The organism is Cupriavidus gilardii (assembly GCF_017598945.1).
Taxonomy (GTDB): Bacteria; Pseudomonadota; Gammaproteobacteria; order Burkholderiales; family Burkholderiaceae; genus Cupriavidus; species Cupriavidus gilardii_E.
In genome coordinates this window covers 1-13,194 of sequence record NZ_JAGFTW010000004.1, presented here as the reverse complement: position 1 = coordinate 13,194, position 13,194 = coordinate 1, and the positions used below count along the sequence as shown (strand labels likewise).

General features: G+C 66.2%; 11 protein-coding genes. 9 read left to right on the top strand and 2 right to left on the bottom strand.

Annotated elements, in window-relative coordinates:
* Positions 1–69 precede the first annotated feature (69 nt).
* From J5T34_RS01920 to J5T34_RS01880, 9 genes are all read left to right on the top strand, one after another.
* Positions 70–279: a formate dehydrogenase gene (locus J5T34_RS01920; RefSeq protein WP_174106797.1), complete on the top strand. Its 210-nt coding sequence runs from the start codon at positions 70–72 to the stop codon at positions 277–279.
* A gap of 135 nt (positions 280–414) precedes the next feature.
* Positions 415–3,444 (top strand): molybdopterin-dependent oxidoreductase, encoded by a 3,030-nt coding sequence (locus tag J5T34_RS01915; protein WP_208578164.1) that lies wholly within the window; start codon positions 415–417, stop codon positions 3,442–3,444.
* A 10-nt stretch (positions 3,445–3,454) separates the two neighbouring features.
* Positions 3,455–4,144: a formate dehydrogenase FDH3 subunit beta gene (fdh3B, locus tag J5T34_RS01910; protein ID WP_064572710.1), complete on the top strand. Its 690-nt coding sequence runs from the start codon at positions 3,455–3,457 to the stop codon at positions 4,142–4,144.
* Positions 4,141–4,383, top strand: a complete 243-nt coding sequence (locus tag J5T34_RS01905) for a hypothetical protein (protein ID WP_244258651.1) — start codon at positions 4,141–4,143, stop codon at positions 4,381–4,383. The genes fdh3B and J5T34_RS01905 overlap by 4 nt, the downstream gene beginning before the upstream one ends.
* Positions 4,384–4,444: 61 nt before the next feature.
* Positions 4,445–5,695 (top strand): formate dehydrogenase subunit gamma, encoded by a 1,251-nt coding sequence (locus J5T34_RS01900; RefSeq protein ID WP_244258650.1) that lies wholly within the window; start codon positions 4,445–4,447, stop codon positions 5,693–5,695.
* 73 nt (positions 5,696–5,768) lie between these two features.
* Positions 5,769–6,314, top strand: coding sequence for a superoxide dismutase family protein (locus tag J5T34_RS01895; protein WP_208578162.1), 546 nt, complete (start codon positions 5,769–5,771; stop codon positions 6,312–6,314).
* 97 nt (positions 6,315–6,411) lie between these two features.
* Complete coding sequence (locus tag J5T34_RS01890) at positions 6,412–7,242, top strand: formate dehydrogenase accessory sulfurtransferase FdhD (RefSeq protein ID WP_208578160.1); 831 nt, start codon at positions 6,412–6,414, stop codon at positions 7,240–7,242.
* A gap of 291 nt (positions 7,243–7,533) precedes the next feature.
* A complete protein-coding gene (gene dcd, locus J5T34_RS01885) occupies positions 7,534–8,100 on the top strand; it encodes a dCTP deaminase (protein WP_053821151.1) in 567 nt (188 codons plus the stop codon).
* A 176-nt stretch (positions 8,101–8,276) separates the two neighbouring features.
* A complete protein-coding gene (locus tag J5T34_RS01880) occupies positions 8,277–10,547 on the top strand; it encodes an arginine/lysine/ornithine decarboxylase (RefSeq protein ID WP_208578158.1) in 2,271 nt (756 codons plus the stop codon).
* Positions 10,548–10,711: 164 nt separating this feature from the next.
* Here J5T34_RS01880 and J5T34_RS01875 read toward each other — a convergent pair whose 3' ends face one another.
* Together J5T34_RS01875 and J5T34_RS01870 are read right to left on the bottom strand one after the other, a co-directional pair.
* Positions 10,712–12,445 (bottom strand): TRAP transporter large permease, encoded by a 1,734-nt coding sequence (locus tag J5T34_RS01875; RefSeq protein ID WP_208578157.1) that lies wholly within the window; start codon positions 12,443–12,445, stop codon positions 10,712–10,714.
* A 12-nt stretch (positions 12,446–12,457) separates the two neighbouring features.
* The gene (locus J5T34_RS01870; protein ID WP_208578155.1) at positions 12,458–13,057 is read right to left on the bottom strand and encodes a TRAP transporter small permease subunit; all 600 of its coding nucleotides are present in this window, start codon (positions 13,055–13,057) and stop codon (positions 12,458–12,460) included.
* Between the last annotated feature and the right edge of the window lie 137 nt (positions 13,058–13,194).

Genomic DNA, 13,194 nt, shown 5'->3' with positions numbered 1-13,194 from the left:
ATCGATCTACAATACGCAAAACAATGCATAACTAGATTGGTAATCGGTAAATATTACCGAGGAGCCCCCATGAAAGAGAAGCAAACTCGGGTCGCACGTCGCCATTTCCTCGCGGGCGCTGGCGTCGTGGCTGCCGCTGCAGGTGCCGCGGCCCTGACCGCGCGCACGCCCGCCGCCCCCGCTGGTGCGATCCCCGCGCCGGAACCCACTCCTGCCGACAGCAACGGTTACCGTGTCTCAGAACACGTACGGAAGTATTACCGGACGACGCTGGTATAAGCCGCGCGATGGCCGGCTCGCCGCGATGCCTGGCATCCCGGCGCGGCCCGATCGCGCGATATCGCGCGCGGTATTCACCGCGATATCGCTCGCAGATTCGCTTCTACCTGCTTCGTACCTTTCCCGAGGTGACACATGATTCTGACCCGCAAGCACGCGGCCCAGGGCGGCGCCCCTGCGCAGCGCGTTGATCGACTCGCGTCCGCTCAGCCGGCCGCCGCTTCGTCCGCACGCCTGTCGTCGCGGCTGGCCACCAGCCTTGCCGGCGCGATGCCGACCATGGACCGCCGCAGCTTCCTGAAGCGTTCGGGCATCGGCGTGGGCGCCGGCCTGGCGGCCTCGCAGCTGACGCTGATCCGCAAGGCCGATGCCGCCGACGGCAAGGCCGCCGGCAACGGCAAGGGCGACATCGTCGTGCGCCGCACGGTCTGCGGCCACTGCTCGGTCGGCTGCGCGGTCGACGCGGTGGTGCAGAACGGCGTCTGGGTCCGCCAGGAGCCGGTGTTCGATTCGCCGATCAATATGGGCGCGCACTGCGCCAAGGGCGCGGCGCTGCGCGAGCACGGCCACGGCGAATACCGCCTCAAATATCCGATGAAGCTCGTCAACGGCAAGTACCAGCGCATCAGCTGGGACCAGGCCCTGGACGAGATCACCGCGAAGATGAAGCAGATCCGCCAGGAGACCGGTCCGGATTCGATGTTCTTCATCGGCTCGTCCAAGCACAGCAACGAGCAGTCGTATCTGCTGCGCAAGTGGGTGTCGTTCTTCGGCACCAACAACACCGACCACCAGGCGCGCATCTGCCACTCGACCACCGTCGCGGGCGTGGCCAATACCTGGGGCTACGGTGCGATGACGAACTCGTACAACGATATGCAGAACGCCAAGGCGGCGCTGTATATCGGCTCGAACGCGGCCGAGGCGCACCCGGTGTCGATGCTGCATCTGCTGCATGCCAAGGAGAACGGCTGCAAGGTGATCGTGGTCGATCCGCGCTACACCCGCACCGCGGCCAAGGCCGAGCAGTATGTCCGCATCCGTTCGGGCTCCGACATCCCGTTCCTGTTCGGCGTGCTGTACCACATCTTCAGCAACGGCTGGGAAGACAAGGAGTACATCCGTCAGCGCGTCTATGGCATGGACAAGGTGCGCGAGGAAGTGCTGGCCAAGTGGACCCCTGACAAGGTCGAAGAGGCCTGCGGCGTGCCCGAGGCACAGGTCTACAAGGTCGCCGAGACCATGGCCAAGAACCGGCCCAGCACGCTGGTCTGGTGCATGGGCCAGACCCAGCATACGATCGGCAACGCGATGGTGCGGGCCTCGTGCATCGTGCAGCTGGCGCTGGGCAACATCGGCGTGTCGGGCGGCGGCGCCAACATCTTCCGCGGCCACGACAACGTGCAGGGCGCGACCGACGTCGGCCCGAACCCCGATTCGCTGCCGGGCTACTACGGCCTGGCCACCGGCGCGTGGAAGCACTACGCCGCGGTGTGGGGCGTCGACTACGAGTGGATCAAGTCGCAGTTCCCGTCGCAGGCGATGATGGAGAAGTCCGGCACCACGGTGTCGCGCTGGATCGATATCGTCACCGAGAAGAGCGATCTGATCGACCAGGACAACAACGTCCGCGGCGTGTTCTTCTGGGGCCATGCGCCGAACTCGCAGACGCGCGGCCTGGAAATGAAGAAGGCCCTCGACAAGCTGGACCTGCTGGTGGTGATCGACCCGTATCCGTCGGCCACCGCGGCGATGGCCAACATGCCGCCGGCCGAAGGCGACAAGGTCAACCCGAACCGCGCCGTCTATCTGCTGCCGGCCGCGACGCAGTTCGAGACCTCGGGCTCGTGCACGGCATCGAACCGCTCGCTGCAATGGCGCGAGAAGGTCATCGAGCCGCTGTTCGAATCGATGCCCGACCACACGATCATGCAGGCCTTCGCCGACAAGCTGGGCTTCGGCAAGGAGCTGTCGCGCAACTTCAAGATGATCGAGGTCAAGCGGGCCGGCCGTACCTGGATGGAGCCGGAGCCCGAGTCGATCCTGCGCGAGATCAACAAGTCGAACTGGACCATCGGCTACACCGGCCAGTCGCCGGAACGGCTGAAGGCGCATATGAAGAATATGCACATGTTCGACGTCAAGACGCTGCGCTGCAAGGGCGGCAAGGACGCGGCCACCGGCTACGACCTGACCGGCGACTACTTCGGCCTGCCGTGGCCGTGCTACGGCACGCCGGAACTGAAGCACCCCGGCTCGCCGAACCTGTACGACACCACCCGTCACGTGATGGACGGCGGCGGCAACTTCCGCGCCAACTTCGGCGTCGAGCGCGACGGCGTGAGCCTGCTGGCCGAGGACGGCTCGCATTCGGTCGGCGCGGAAATCACCACCGGCTATCCCGAGTTCGACCACGTGCTGCTGAAGAAGCTGGGCTGGTGGGACGATCTGACCGATGCCGAGAAGCAGGCCGCCGAAGGCAAGAACTGGAAGACCGACCTGTCGGGCGGCATCCAGCGTGTCGTGCTGAAGGTCCACGGCTGCCATCCGTTCGGCAACGCCAAGGCGCGCGCGGTCGTGTGGAACTTCCCGGATCCGATCCCGCAGCACCGGGAGCCGCTGTACTCGACCCGTCCGGACATGGTCGCCAAGTATCCGACCCACGACGACAAGATGGCGTTCTGGCGCCTGCCGACGCTGTACAAGACCGTGCAGCAGCGCAACGTCGAGAACAAGATCCACGAGAAGTTCCCGATCATCCTGACCTCGGGCCGACTGGTCGAGTACGAGGGCGGGGGCGAGGAAACGCGTTCGAACCCGTGGCTGGCCGAGCTGCAGCAGGAGAACTTCGTCGAGATCAATCCGCGCGCGGCCTCCGCCCGCGGCATCCGCAACGGCGACTACTGCTGGGTCAAGACGCCGACCGGCGCCACGCTGAAGGTGCGCGCGCTGGTCACCGAGCGGGTCGGCCCGGATACCGCCTTCATCCCGTTCCACTTCTCGGGCTGGTGGCAGGGCAAGGACATGCTGGACTACTACCCGGACGGCGCGCATCCGATCGTGCGGGGCGAGGCGGTCAACACGGCGACAACCTACGGCTACGACGCGGTGACGATGATGCAGGAAACCAAGACCACGGTCTGCCAGATCGAGCGCTTCGCGTAAGGGGAACACAATGGCACGCATGAAATTCATTTGTGACGCCGAGCGCTGCATCGAGTGCAACAGCTGCGTCACCGCTTGCAAGAACGAGCACGAGGTACCGTGGGGCGTCAACCGGCGCCGCGTGGTGACGGTCAACGACGGCGTGCAGGGCGCAGAGAAATCGATCTCGGTGGCCTGCATGCACTGTTCGGACGCGCCCTGCATGGCGGTCTGTCCGGTCGACTGCTTCTACCGCACCGATGACGGCGTGGTGCTGCACGACAAGGATGTCTGCATCGGCTGCGGCTACTGCTCCTATGCGTGCCCGTTCGGCGCGCCGCAGTTCCCGTCGACCGGCACCTTCGGCGTGCGCGGCAAGATGGACAAGTGCACGTTCTGCGCGGGCGGTCCGGAAGCCAACGGCAGCGAGGCCGAGTTCGAGAAGTACGGCCGCAACCGCCTGTCCGAAGGCAAGCTGCCGCTATGCGCGGAGATGTGCTCGACCAAGGCGCTGCTCGGCGGCGACGGCGACGTGATCGCCGACATCCTGCGCAACCGCGTGATCAAGCGCGGCACCGGCGGCGATGTGTTCGGCTGGGGCACCGCCTACGGCACCAACGGCCAGGCCGCCCAGCGCGCCCCGGCCGCGCCGGCCGGCACCCCGGCACCGGCCCAGCAGACGCCGGCCGGTCCGTCCACTCCCGCGGGGCAGGCATCATGAAAGCAGGCAAGCTGATGTGGATGGCGGCGGGCGCCGCCGCGCTGATCGGGCTGGCGGGCTGCGGCGAAGAGCCGCAAACCGCCAAGCCGAGCCCGAAGAAGACCGACACCGCGGCCTGGAAGGGCGCGCCCGGCGATCCGTTCGTTGCCACCGGCTGGACGCAGGGCGACCAGACCAGCTGGCAGAAGCAGATCCGCCAGCGCAACCAGCTGCAGAACGAGTACACGCGCGTCCAATGAGCGGGGCGAGCATGGGCGGCCGCCGTTGCCGCCGACTTGAAGCCGATCCGAAGGAGGCCCTATGAGCGCCAAGCTGATTTCCGCGCTGGCCGGCAAGGCCCGTGCCGCCGCGGCAACGGCCGCATGCGCGCTGGCCTTGGCCGTGCCGCTGCTGCACGCCGGCGCGGCGCACGCGCAGACCACCCCCGCGCAGGCGCCTGCACAGGCAGCCGCGCAGGGCCAGAGCCCCGCCGCGACACCGACGCAGGCGGATGCGGACGCGAACAACCCCGCGCTGCATCCGCAGCAGCCGTTCTCGGGCATCGCCTCGCAGAACATCTTCGACGTGCCCGAGCGCGACATCGCGGCCGAGGCGCGCGAGCAGCAGAGCCGCACGCGCACGCAGCCGGGCAACAACGCGCCGGTCTGGCGCGAGATCAACTCGGACCAGCGCCACTACAGCAGCCTGCCCGACAAGGAAGCGGGCGTGCTGATCCTGCGCACCGGCCAGGAATGGCGGCTGTTGCGCAACGGCGTGATCACGGTCTGGGGCGGCTGGCTGCTGGTGCTGGTGCCGGCGGTCATTCTGGCCTTCTTCGTCTGGCGCGGCACCATTCCGCTCAAGTCGCAACCGACCGGCCGCATGATCGAGCGCTTCACACCGCTGGAGCGCATCGTCCACTGGACCATGGCGATCGCCTTCGTGGTGCTCGCCGTGTCGGGCATCGTGATGCTGTTCGGCAAGCATTTCCTGCTGCCGATCATGGGCCATACGCTGTTCGGCTGGCTGACCTATCTGCTGAAGAACGTCCACAACATCGTCGGCCCGGTCTTCACGCTGTCGCTGATCGTCGGCTTCGTGATCTTCGTGCGCGACAACCTGCCGTCGCGCGACGATATCCGCTGGCTCACCAGCCTCGGCGGCATCGCCAGCGGCAAGCACGTGCCGAGCGGCCGCTTCAATGCGGGCGAGAAAGGCTGGTTCTGGGTCGGCGTGTTCTTCCTCGGCCTGCTGATCTCGGCCTCGGGCTTCGTGCTCGACAAGATCGTGCCGGGGCTGGACTACTACCGCACCACGATGCAGCTGGCCCATATCGTCCACTCGATCGCCGCGATCGTGATGATGGCGATGGCCTTCGGCCATATCTACATGGGCTCGATCGGCATGGAAGGCGCCTATCGCGCGATGCGCGACGGCTATGTCGACGAGGCCTGGGCCAAGGAGCACCACGAGCACTGGTACGACGACATCAAGTCCGGCAAGATCCCGGCCCAGCGTTCGGCGCCGTCGCGCCGCCATGCCGAACGGCGGCCGGCACCCGGCGAAGCGTAAGGCACAGCGTACGGACCCGGCCGGGATGAGCGCTACAATGCATGCTCGACATCACCGTGACAGGAGGTTCGGCATGAAGCGTATTCTTTTCGGTCTGGTGGCAAGCGGCGCACTGGCAGCGTGTTCGCAGACGGGACCCTTGGGGCAGATGATGGGCGGCGGTGCGACGGCCGAGCGAGCCGTGGCGCCGCTGACCGCCAAGAGCGGCACCACTACCCAGGGCACCGTGACCTTCACCCAGCATGGCGATCATGTGATGGTGCTGGCCGACGTGACGGGGCTGCCGCCGAATTCGGTGCACGGCTTCCACGTCCACGAGAAGGGCGATTGCTCGGCCCCCGATGCGATGAGCGCCGGCGGCCATTTCAACCCGACCGGGAAGCCGCACGGCTCGGTGAATACGCCGGACCACCATGTCGGCGACATGCCGAACCTGACCGCCGACGCCAATGGCCGCGCGCGGGCGAGCTTCCAGCTGACCAGCATGACCGTCGCGCCCGGCCCGAACAGCGTGGTCGGCCGCGCCGTGGTCGTGCACAAGGACCCCGACGACTACAAGACCCAGCCCACCGGCAATTCGGGCGGCCGCATCGCCTGCGGCGTGGTGGTCAAGTCCTGACCGGCGCGGCCGGCGCGATGGCCCGATTCCCGCTTGCCCGCTTCGCGGGTTCGCCGTCGCGCCGGCCCGCCTCGATGTTTCCGATTTTCCAGTACCCATGACCCTGCGTCCCCAACTGAGCCAAGCCGCCGTCCCGCTGATCGAGGAGGTCGAGGTCGTCGACGAGCAGGGCCGCGTGCGCTCGGCCTTCCTGCCTGGTGAGCGGCCGCTGACCGTCTATCTGGACAAGCGCGAGCTGGTCACGCTGATGACGCTGGGCGGCGCTCCCGAGGCGCTGGTGCTGGGGTATCTGCGCAACCAGCGGCTGGTCGAGTCGATCGAGGACATCGCCGCGATCCAGGTCGACTGGGAGACCGAGTCGGCCGCGGTGACCACGCGCGGCGGCGTCGACCGCATCGAGGAGCGCACCGCGCGCAAGATCGTCACCACCGGCTGCGGCCAGGGCACGGTGTTCGGCTCGCTGCTCGACGAGGTCGACCAGATCCGGCTGCCCGACGACGCGGTGCTCGACCAGCAGACGCTGTACAGCATCGTCGATACCATCCGGCTGCAGCAGTCGGTCTACAAGCAGGCCGGCTCGGTGCATGGCTGCGCGCTGTTTCAGGGCCGCGAGCTGCTGATGTTCATCGAGGACGTGGGCCGCCACAACGCGGTCGATGCGATCGCCGGACGCATGTGGCTCGAGGGGATGGACGGCGCCGACAAGGTCTTCTACACGACCGGCCGCCTGACCTCGGAAATGGTGATCAAGGGCGCGCAGATGGGCATTCCCTTCCTGCTGTCGCGCTCGGGCGTCACGCAGATGGGCTACCAGATGGCCAGGCGCGTCAACATGACGCTGTTCGCCCGCTGCACCGGCAAACACTTCCTGCTTTATACCGGCCGCCAGCGCTTCCGCCACAGCGAGCCGCAGGCCGCGGTGGCCTGAGGCTTCGGCAGGCGGGGGGAGGCCCTCTCCCCCGGCCCCTCTCCCGCAAGCGGGAGAGGGGAGCAAACCGGCATCGTCTTCGGTCCGCGGAAAGACGGAAGCTACCCTGCAGAGCGGGCATACCGACTCCCCTCTCCCGCCTGCGGGAGAGGGGATGGGGGAGAGGGCCAGTGCGCCCGCCCCGCTTCCTGGTGCCTCGCATGATTGGTTGTACAATGCGGCCCATTGCGCGCCATGCCGTCCGTTGCGGCGTTCCACTTCGCGGCGCTTCCTTCCGTTCACCGCTACCTTATGAGCATCAAATCCGACAAGTGGATCCGCCGCATGGCGGAGCAGCATGGCATGATCGAGCCGTTCGAGCCGGGCCAGGTCAGGGAAATGGATGGCCGCAAGATCGTCTCCTATGGCACCTCCAGCTACGGCTACGACATCCGCTGCGCCGACGAATTCAAGATCTTCACCAACATCAACAGCACGATCGTCGACCCGAAGAACTTCGACGAGAAATCGTTCGTCGACTTCAAGGGCGATGTCTGCATCATCCCGCCGAACTCGTTCGCGCTGGCCCGCACCGTCGAGTATTTCCGCATCCCGCGCAGCGTGCTGACGATCTGCCTGGGCAAGAGCACCTACGCACGCTGCGGCATCATCGTCAACGTGACGCCGTTCGAGCCCGAGTGGGAAGGCTACGTGACGCTGGAATTCTCGAACACCACGCCGCTGCCCGCGAAGATCTACGCCGGCGAGGGCTGCGCCCAGGTGCTGTTCTTCGAGAGCGACGAGGTCTGTGAAACCTCGTACCGCGATCGCGGCGGCAAATACCAGGGCCAGCACGGTGTCACGCTGCCGAAAACCTGATTGCCCTACAATGCGGGCCAATGGCCCCGGGAACGCACGACACCCCCGATTGCCACCGACCGACGGAACGGCCCGACCGCTCCCCTGAATATCCGAGCCACATGCCGCCGCGCGCCTGAACGCGGCCATGTGGCTCAAGTCCTTTTGCCTCTCTCTCCTTTCCGCGAGGACGCCCGATGAAATTCCGCTTCCCCGTCATCATCATCGATGAAGACTTCCGCTCCGAGAACATCTCCGGCTCGGGCATCCGTGCGCTGGCCCAGGCCATCGAGGCCGAGGGCATGGAGGTGATGGGCCTGACCAGCTACGGCGACCTGACCTCGTTCGCGCAGCAGTCCAGCCGCGCCTCGACCTTCATCGTGTCGATCGACGACGACGAGTTCGCCAGCGGCACCGACGAGCCGGAAGCGGCGGCGATCGAGAAGCTGCGCGCCTTCGTCACCGAGGTGCGCCGCCGCAACGCCAATCTGCCGATCTTCCTGTACGGCGAGACCCGTACCTCGCGCCATATTCCGAACGACATCCTGCGCGAGCTGCACGGCTTCATTCACATGTTCGAGGACACGCCCGAGTTCGTGGCCCGGCATATCATCCGCGAAGCCAAGGTCTATCTCGAATCGCTGGCGCCGCCGTTCTTCAAGGCGCTGATCGACTACGCGCAGGACAGCTCGTACTCGTGGCACTGCCCGGGCCACTCGGGCGGCGTCGCCTTCCTGAAGAGCCCGGTCGGCCAGGTGTTCCACCAGTTTTTCGGCGAGAACATGCTGCGCGCCGACGTCTGCAATGCGGTCGACGAACTGGGCCAGCTGCTCGACCATACCGGACCGGTGGCGGCATCGGAGCGCAACGCCGCGCGAATCTTCAACTCCGACCACATGTTCTTCGTCACCAACGGCACCTCGACCTCGAACAAGATGGTCTGGCACGCCAACGTGGCGCCCGGCGACATCGTCGTGGTCGACCGCAACTGCCACAAGTCGATCCTGCACGCGATCATGATGACCGGCGCGATCCCGGTGTTCCTGATGCCGACGCGCAACCACTACGGCATCATCGGCCCGATCCCGAAGAGCGAGTTCGACCCGGAAACCATCCGCCGCAAGATCGCCGCGCATCCGTTCGCCAGCCAGGCGAAGAACCAGAAGCCGCGCATCCTGACGATCACGCAGGGCACCTACGACGGCGTGCTGTACAACGCCGAGCAGATCAAGGAGATGCTGGCGGCCGAGATCGACACGCTGCATTTCGACGAGGCCTGGCTGCCGCATGCGGCCTTCCACGACTTCTATCGCAACATGCACGCGATCGGGCGCGATCGTCCGCGCAGCAAGGACGCGCTGGTGTTCGCCACGCAGTCGACCCACAAGCTGCTGGCGGGGCTGTCGCAGGCCTCGCAGATCCTCGTGCAGGACTCGGAGACGCGCAAGCTCGACCGGTACCGCTTCAACGAGGCGTACCTGATGCATACGTCGACCAGCCCGCAGTATTCGATCATCGCCTCGTGCGATGTGGCCGCGGCGATGATGGAAGCGCCGGGCGGCACCGCGCTGGTCGAGGAGAGCATCCAGGAGGCGCTGGACTTCCGCCGCGCGATGCGCAAGGTCGAGGGCGACTACGATGCCGGCAACAACGGCGACTGGTGGTTCAAGGTCTGGGGGCCGGAGGCGCTGATCGAGGACGGCATCGGCGACCGCGAGGCGTGGATGCTGAAGGCCAACGACCGCTGGCACGGCTTCGGCGACCTGGCCGACGGCTTCAACCTGCTCGACCCGATCAAGGCCACGATCATCACGCCGGGGTTGGACGTCGACGGCGAATTCAGCGAGCGCGGCATTCCGGCGGCGATCGTCACCAAATACCTGGCCGAGCACGGCATCATCATCGAGAAGACCGGGCTGTACTCGTTCTTCATCATGTTTACGATCGGCATCACCAAGGGCCGCTGGAATTCGCTGGTGACCGAGCTGCAGCAGTTCAAGGACGACTACGACCAGAACCAGCCGCTGTGGCGCGTGCTGCCGGAGTTCGTCGCGCGGTTCCCGCAGTACGAGCGGATGGGCCTGCGCGACCTGTGCGACGCGATCCATAGCGTCTACAAGGCCAACGACGTCGCGCGCGTGACCACCGAGATGTACCTGTCGGACATGGAGCCGGCGATGAAGCCGTCGGACGCGTGGGCGATGATGGCGCACCGCGAGATCGAACGGGTGCCGGTCGACGATCTGGAGGGCCGCGTCACCGCGATCCTGCTGACGCCCTATCCGCCGGGCATTCCGCTGCTGATCCCGGGCGAGCGCTTCAACCGGACCATCGTCCAGTACCTGAAGTTCGCGCGCGAGTTCAACCAGCTGTTCCCGGGCTTCGAGACCGATATCCATGGCCTGGTGGCCGAGGAGATCGACGGCAAGCGCGTGTATTTCGTCGATTGCGTCAAGCAGACGGTTTGAGCCGGCACGAGCGGTGTGGCATCGCCAGCCGGCTCCCCTCTCCCGCTGGCGGGAGAGGGGTGGGGGAGAGGGCAGGGGGCTCGATCACGCCACCGCGGTAGAAACCACCCCTCTCCCCAACCCTCTCCCCTTGAGGGGAGAGGGAGAGCCCCACTACCTTCCCACTACTTCTTCTCGAACTCGAACACCGGCGCCGCGGGACCGCTGTCGTTCGACTGACCCGGCGAGCTCGGCGTCTCGAGCTGGGCGCCGCCCGGCAGCGTCGGCGCTTCGGGCGCTTCCGATGGGCCGGTCGAACCCGGTGCGCTGGGCGCAGGCTGCGGCGTCGTGCCGAAGTCGATGTCCAGGCTGCGCGTGATGCTGCGGTCCTGCGCCTTCGTCTTGTCGGTCGTGACCAGCCCCGGGAAGATGATGATCAGCGCGACCATGATCAGCTGGATCACCACGAAGGGCACCGAGCCCCAGTAGATGTCCGAGGTCTTGACCGAGCGCGGCGCGACCGAGCGCAGGTAGAACAGCGAGAAGCCGAACGGCGGGTGCATGAACGAGGTCTGCATGTTGACCGCCAGCAGCACGCCGAACCAGATCAGGTCGATGCCCAGCTTGTCCGCCACCGGGCCGACCAGCGGCACCAGGATGAAGGCCAGCTCGAAGAAATCGAGGAAGAAGGCCAGCAGGAAGAACAGGATGTTGACCGCGATCAGGAAGCCGGTCTGGCCGCCCGGCAGCGCCGTCAGCAGGTGCTCGACCCACAGGTGGCCGTCGACGCCGTAGAACGTCAGCGAGAACACCCGCGCGCCGATCAGGATGAAGATCACGAAGGCCGACAGCTTCAGCGTCGAGTCCATCGCCTGCCGGGTCAGGCTCAGGTTCAGCCGGCCCTTGATCAGCGCCAGCACCAGCGCGCCCAGCGCCCCCATGCCGCCGCCTTCGGTCGGCGTGGCCACGCCGATGAAGATCGTGCCCAGCACCAGGAAGATCAGCGCCAGCGGCGGGATCAGCACGAAGGTCACCTTCTCGGCCATCTGCGACAGCAGATTGAGCTTGAGCACGCGGTTGATCACCGCCAGCACGAAAGCGAACGAGATCGCCGCGCCGATCGACACCACCAGCCGCTCATCCAGCGGACCGCCGGGGTTGTAGTTCAGGTCGACCACCACGCCGACCACCACCGCCAGCGCGGTCAGCACCAGCACCGAGGTGGAGCCGCTCTTGCCGCTGGGCTCGCGGAAGGTGCGGGCTTCCAGCGGCAGCGCGGGCGCGGCGGCGGGCTTGAACAGCGTCACCAGCAGCACATACGCCATGTACAGACCGGTCAGCACCATGCCGGGCACGAACGCGCCCTTGTACATGTCGCCGACGGAACGGCCCAGCTGGTCGGCCAGCACGATCAGCACCAGCGACGGCGGAATGATCTGCGCCAGCGTGCCCGAGGCGGCGATCACGCCGGTCGCGAGCCGCTTGTCGTAGTTGTACTTGAGCATCAGGGGCAGCGAGATCAGCCCCATCGAGATCACCGAGGCCGCCACCACGCCGGTAGTCGCCGCCAGCAGCGCGCCGACGAAGATCACCGCATAGGCCAGGCCCCCGCGGATCGGGCCGAACAGCTGGCCGATCGTATCGAGCAGATCCTCGGCCATGCCGGATCGCTCCAGTATCAGTCCCATGAAGGTGAAGAACGGAATCGCCAGCAGCGTGTCGTTCTCGATGATGCCGAACAGCCGGCTCGGCAGCGCCTGCAGCAGTTCCGGCGCCAGCAGGCCCAGCTCGATGCCGATGAAGGCGAACAGCAGCCCGTTGGCGGCCAGTGCGAAGGCGATCGGAAAGCCCGACAGCAGGAAGACCACCAGGGAGCCGAACATGATCGGCGCCATGTTGTCGATCAGGAATTGCGTCATCGCGGTCCTCGCTTACGGGGTTGCCGGGGGACCGGAGCGGCCGCCGTCGGTCAGCACGGCGGCATTTTCCGCGGGGTTGTGGCCGTGCTTGCGGAAGGCCTCGAACGGCAGCTCGCCCTTCAGGTAGGCGAAACGCTTGATCAGTTCGGACACGCCCTGCAGGACCAGCAGGAAGAAGCCGGCGACGATCAGGAACTTGGCCGGCCAGCGGATCAGGCCGCCGGCATTGCCCGACATTTCATGGCCGGCGTAGGACAGCCAGAAGTAGGGGATCGACAGCCACAGGATGATCAGCGAGATCGGCAGCAGGAACAGCAGAATGCCGAAGATGTCGATCCAGACCTGGGTGCGCTCCGAGAAGCGTCCGGCGATCACGTCGATGCGGACATGCTCGTCCTTGCGCAGGGTGTAGGGCGCGCCGAGCAGGAACACGCCGGCGAACATGTACCACTGCAATTCGAGCCAGGCGTTGGAGCTGATGCTGAAGGTGTAGCGAATGATGGCATTGCCCGCGCAGACCAGTACGGCGAGCAGGATCAGCCATTTCGCCCACCTCCCGATGGCATCGTTCACGGCGTCGATAAGCCGTGAGATCCTCATGAGGAGAGACATGTGAACGTCCTAGGGATGGGGAAAACGGGGGTGGCGCGTCAGTTTACGGTTGAACCCCAAGGCAAATCGCTAGGGTTAATCCCCAATTCGTCACATTGTCTGCGTTGTCTGCACCGGGAGAGGGCGGGGAGGGGAGG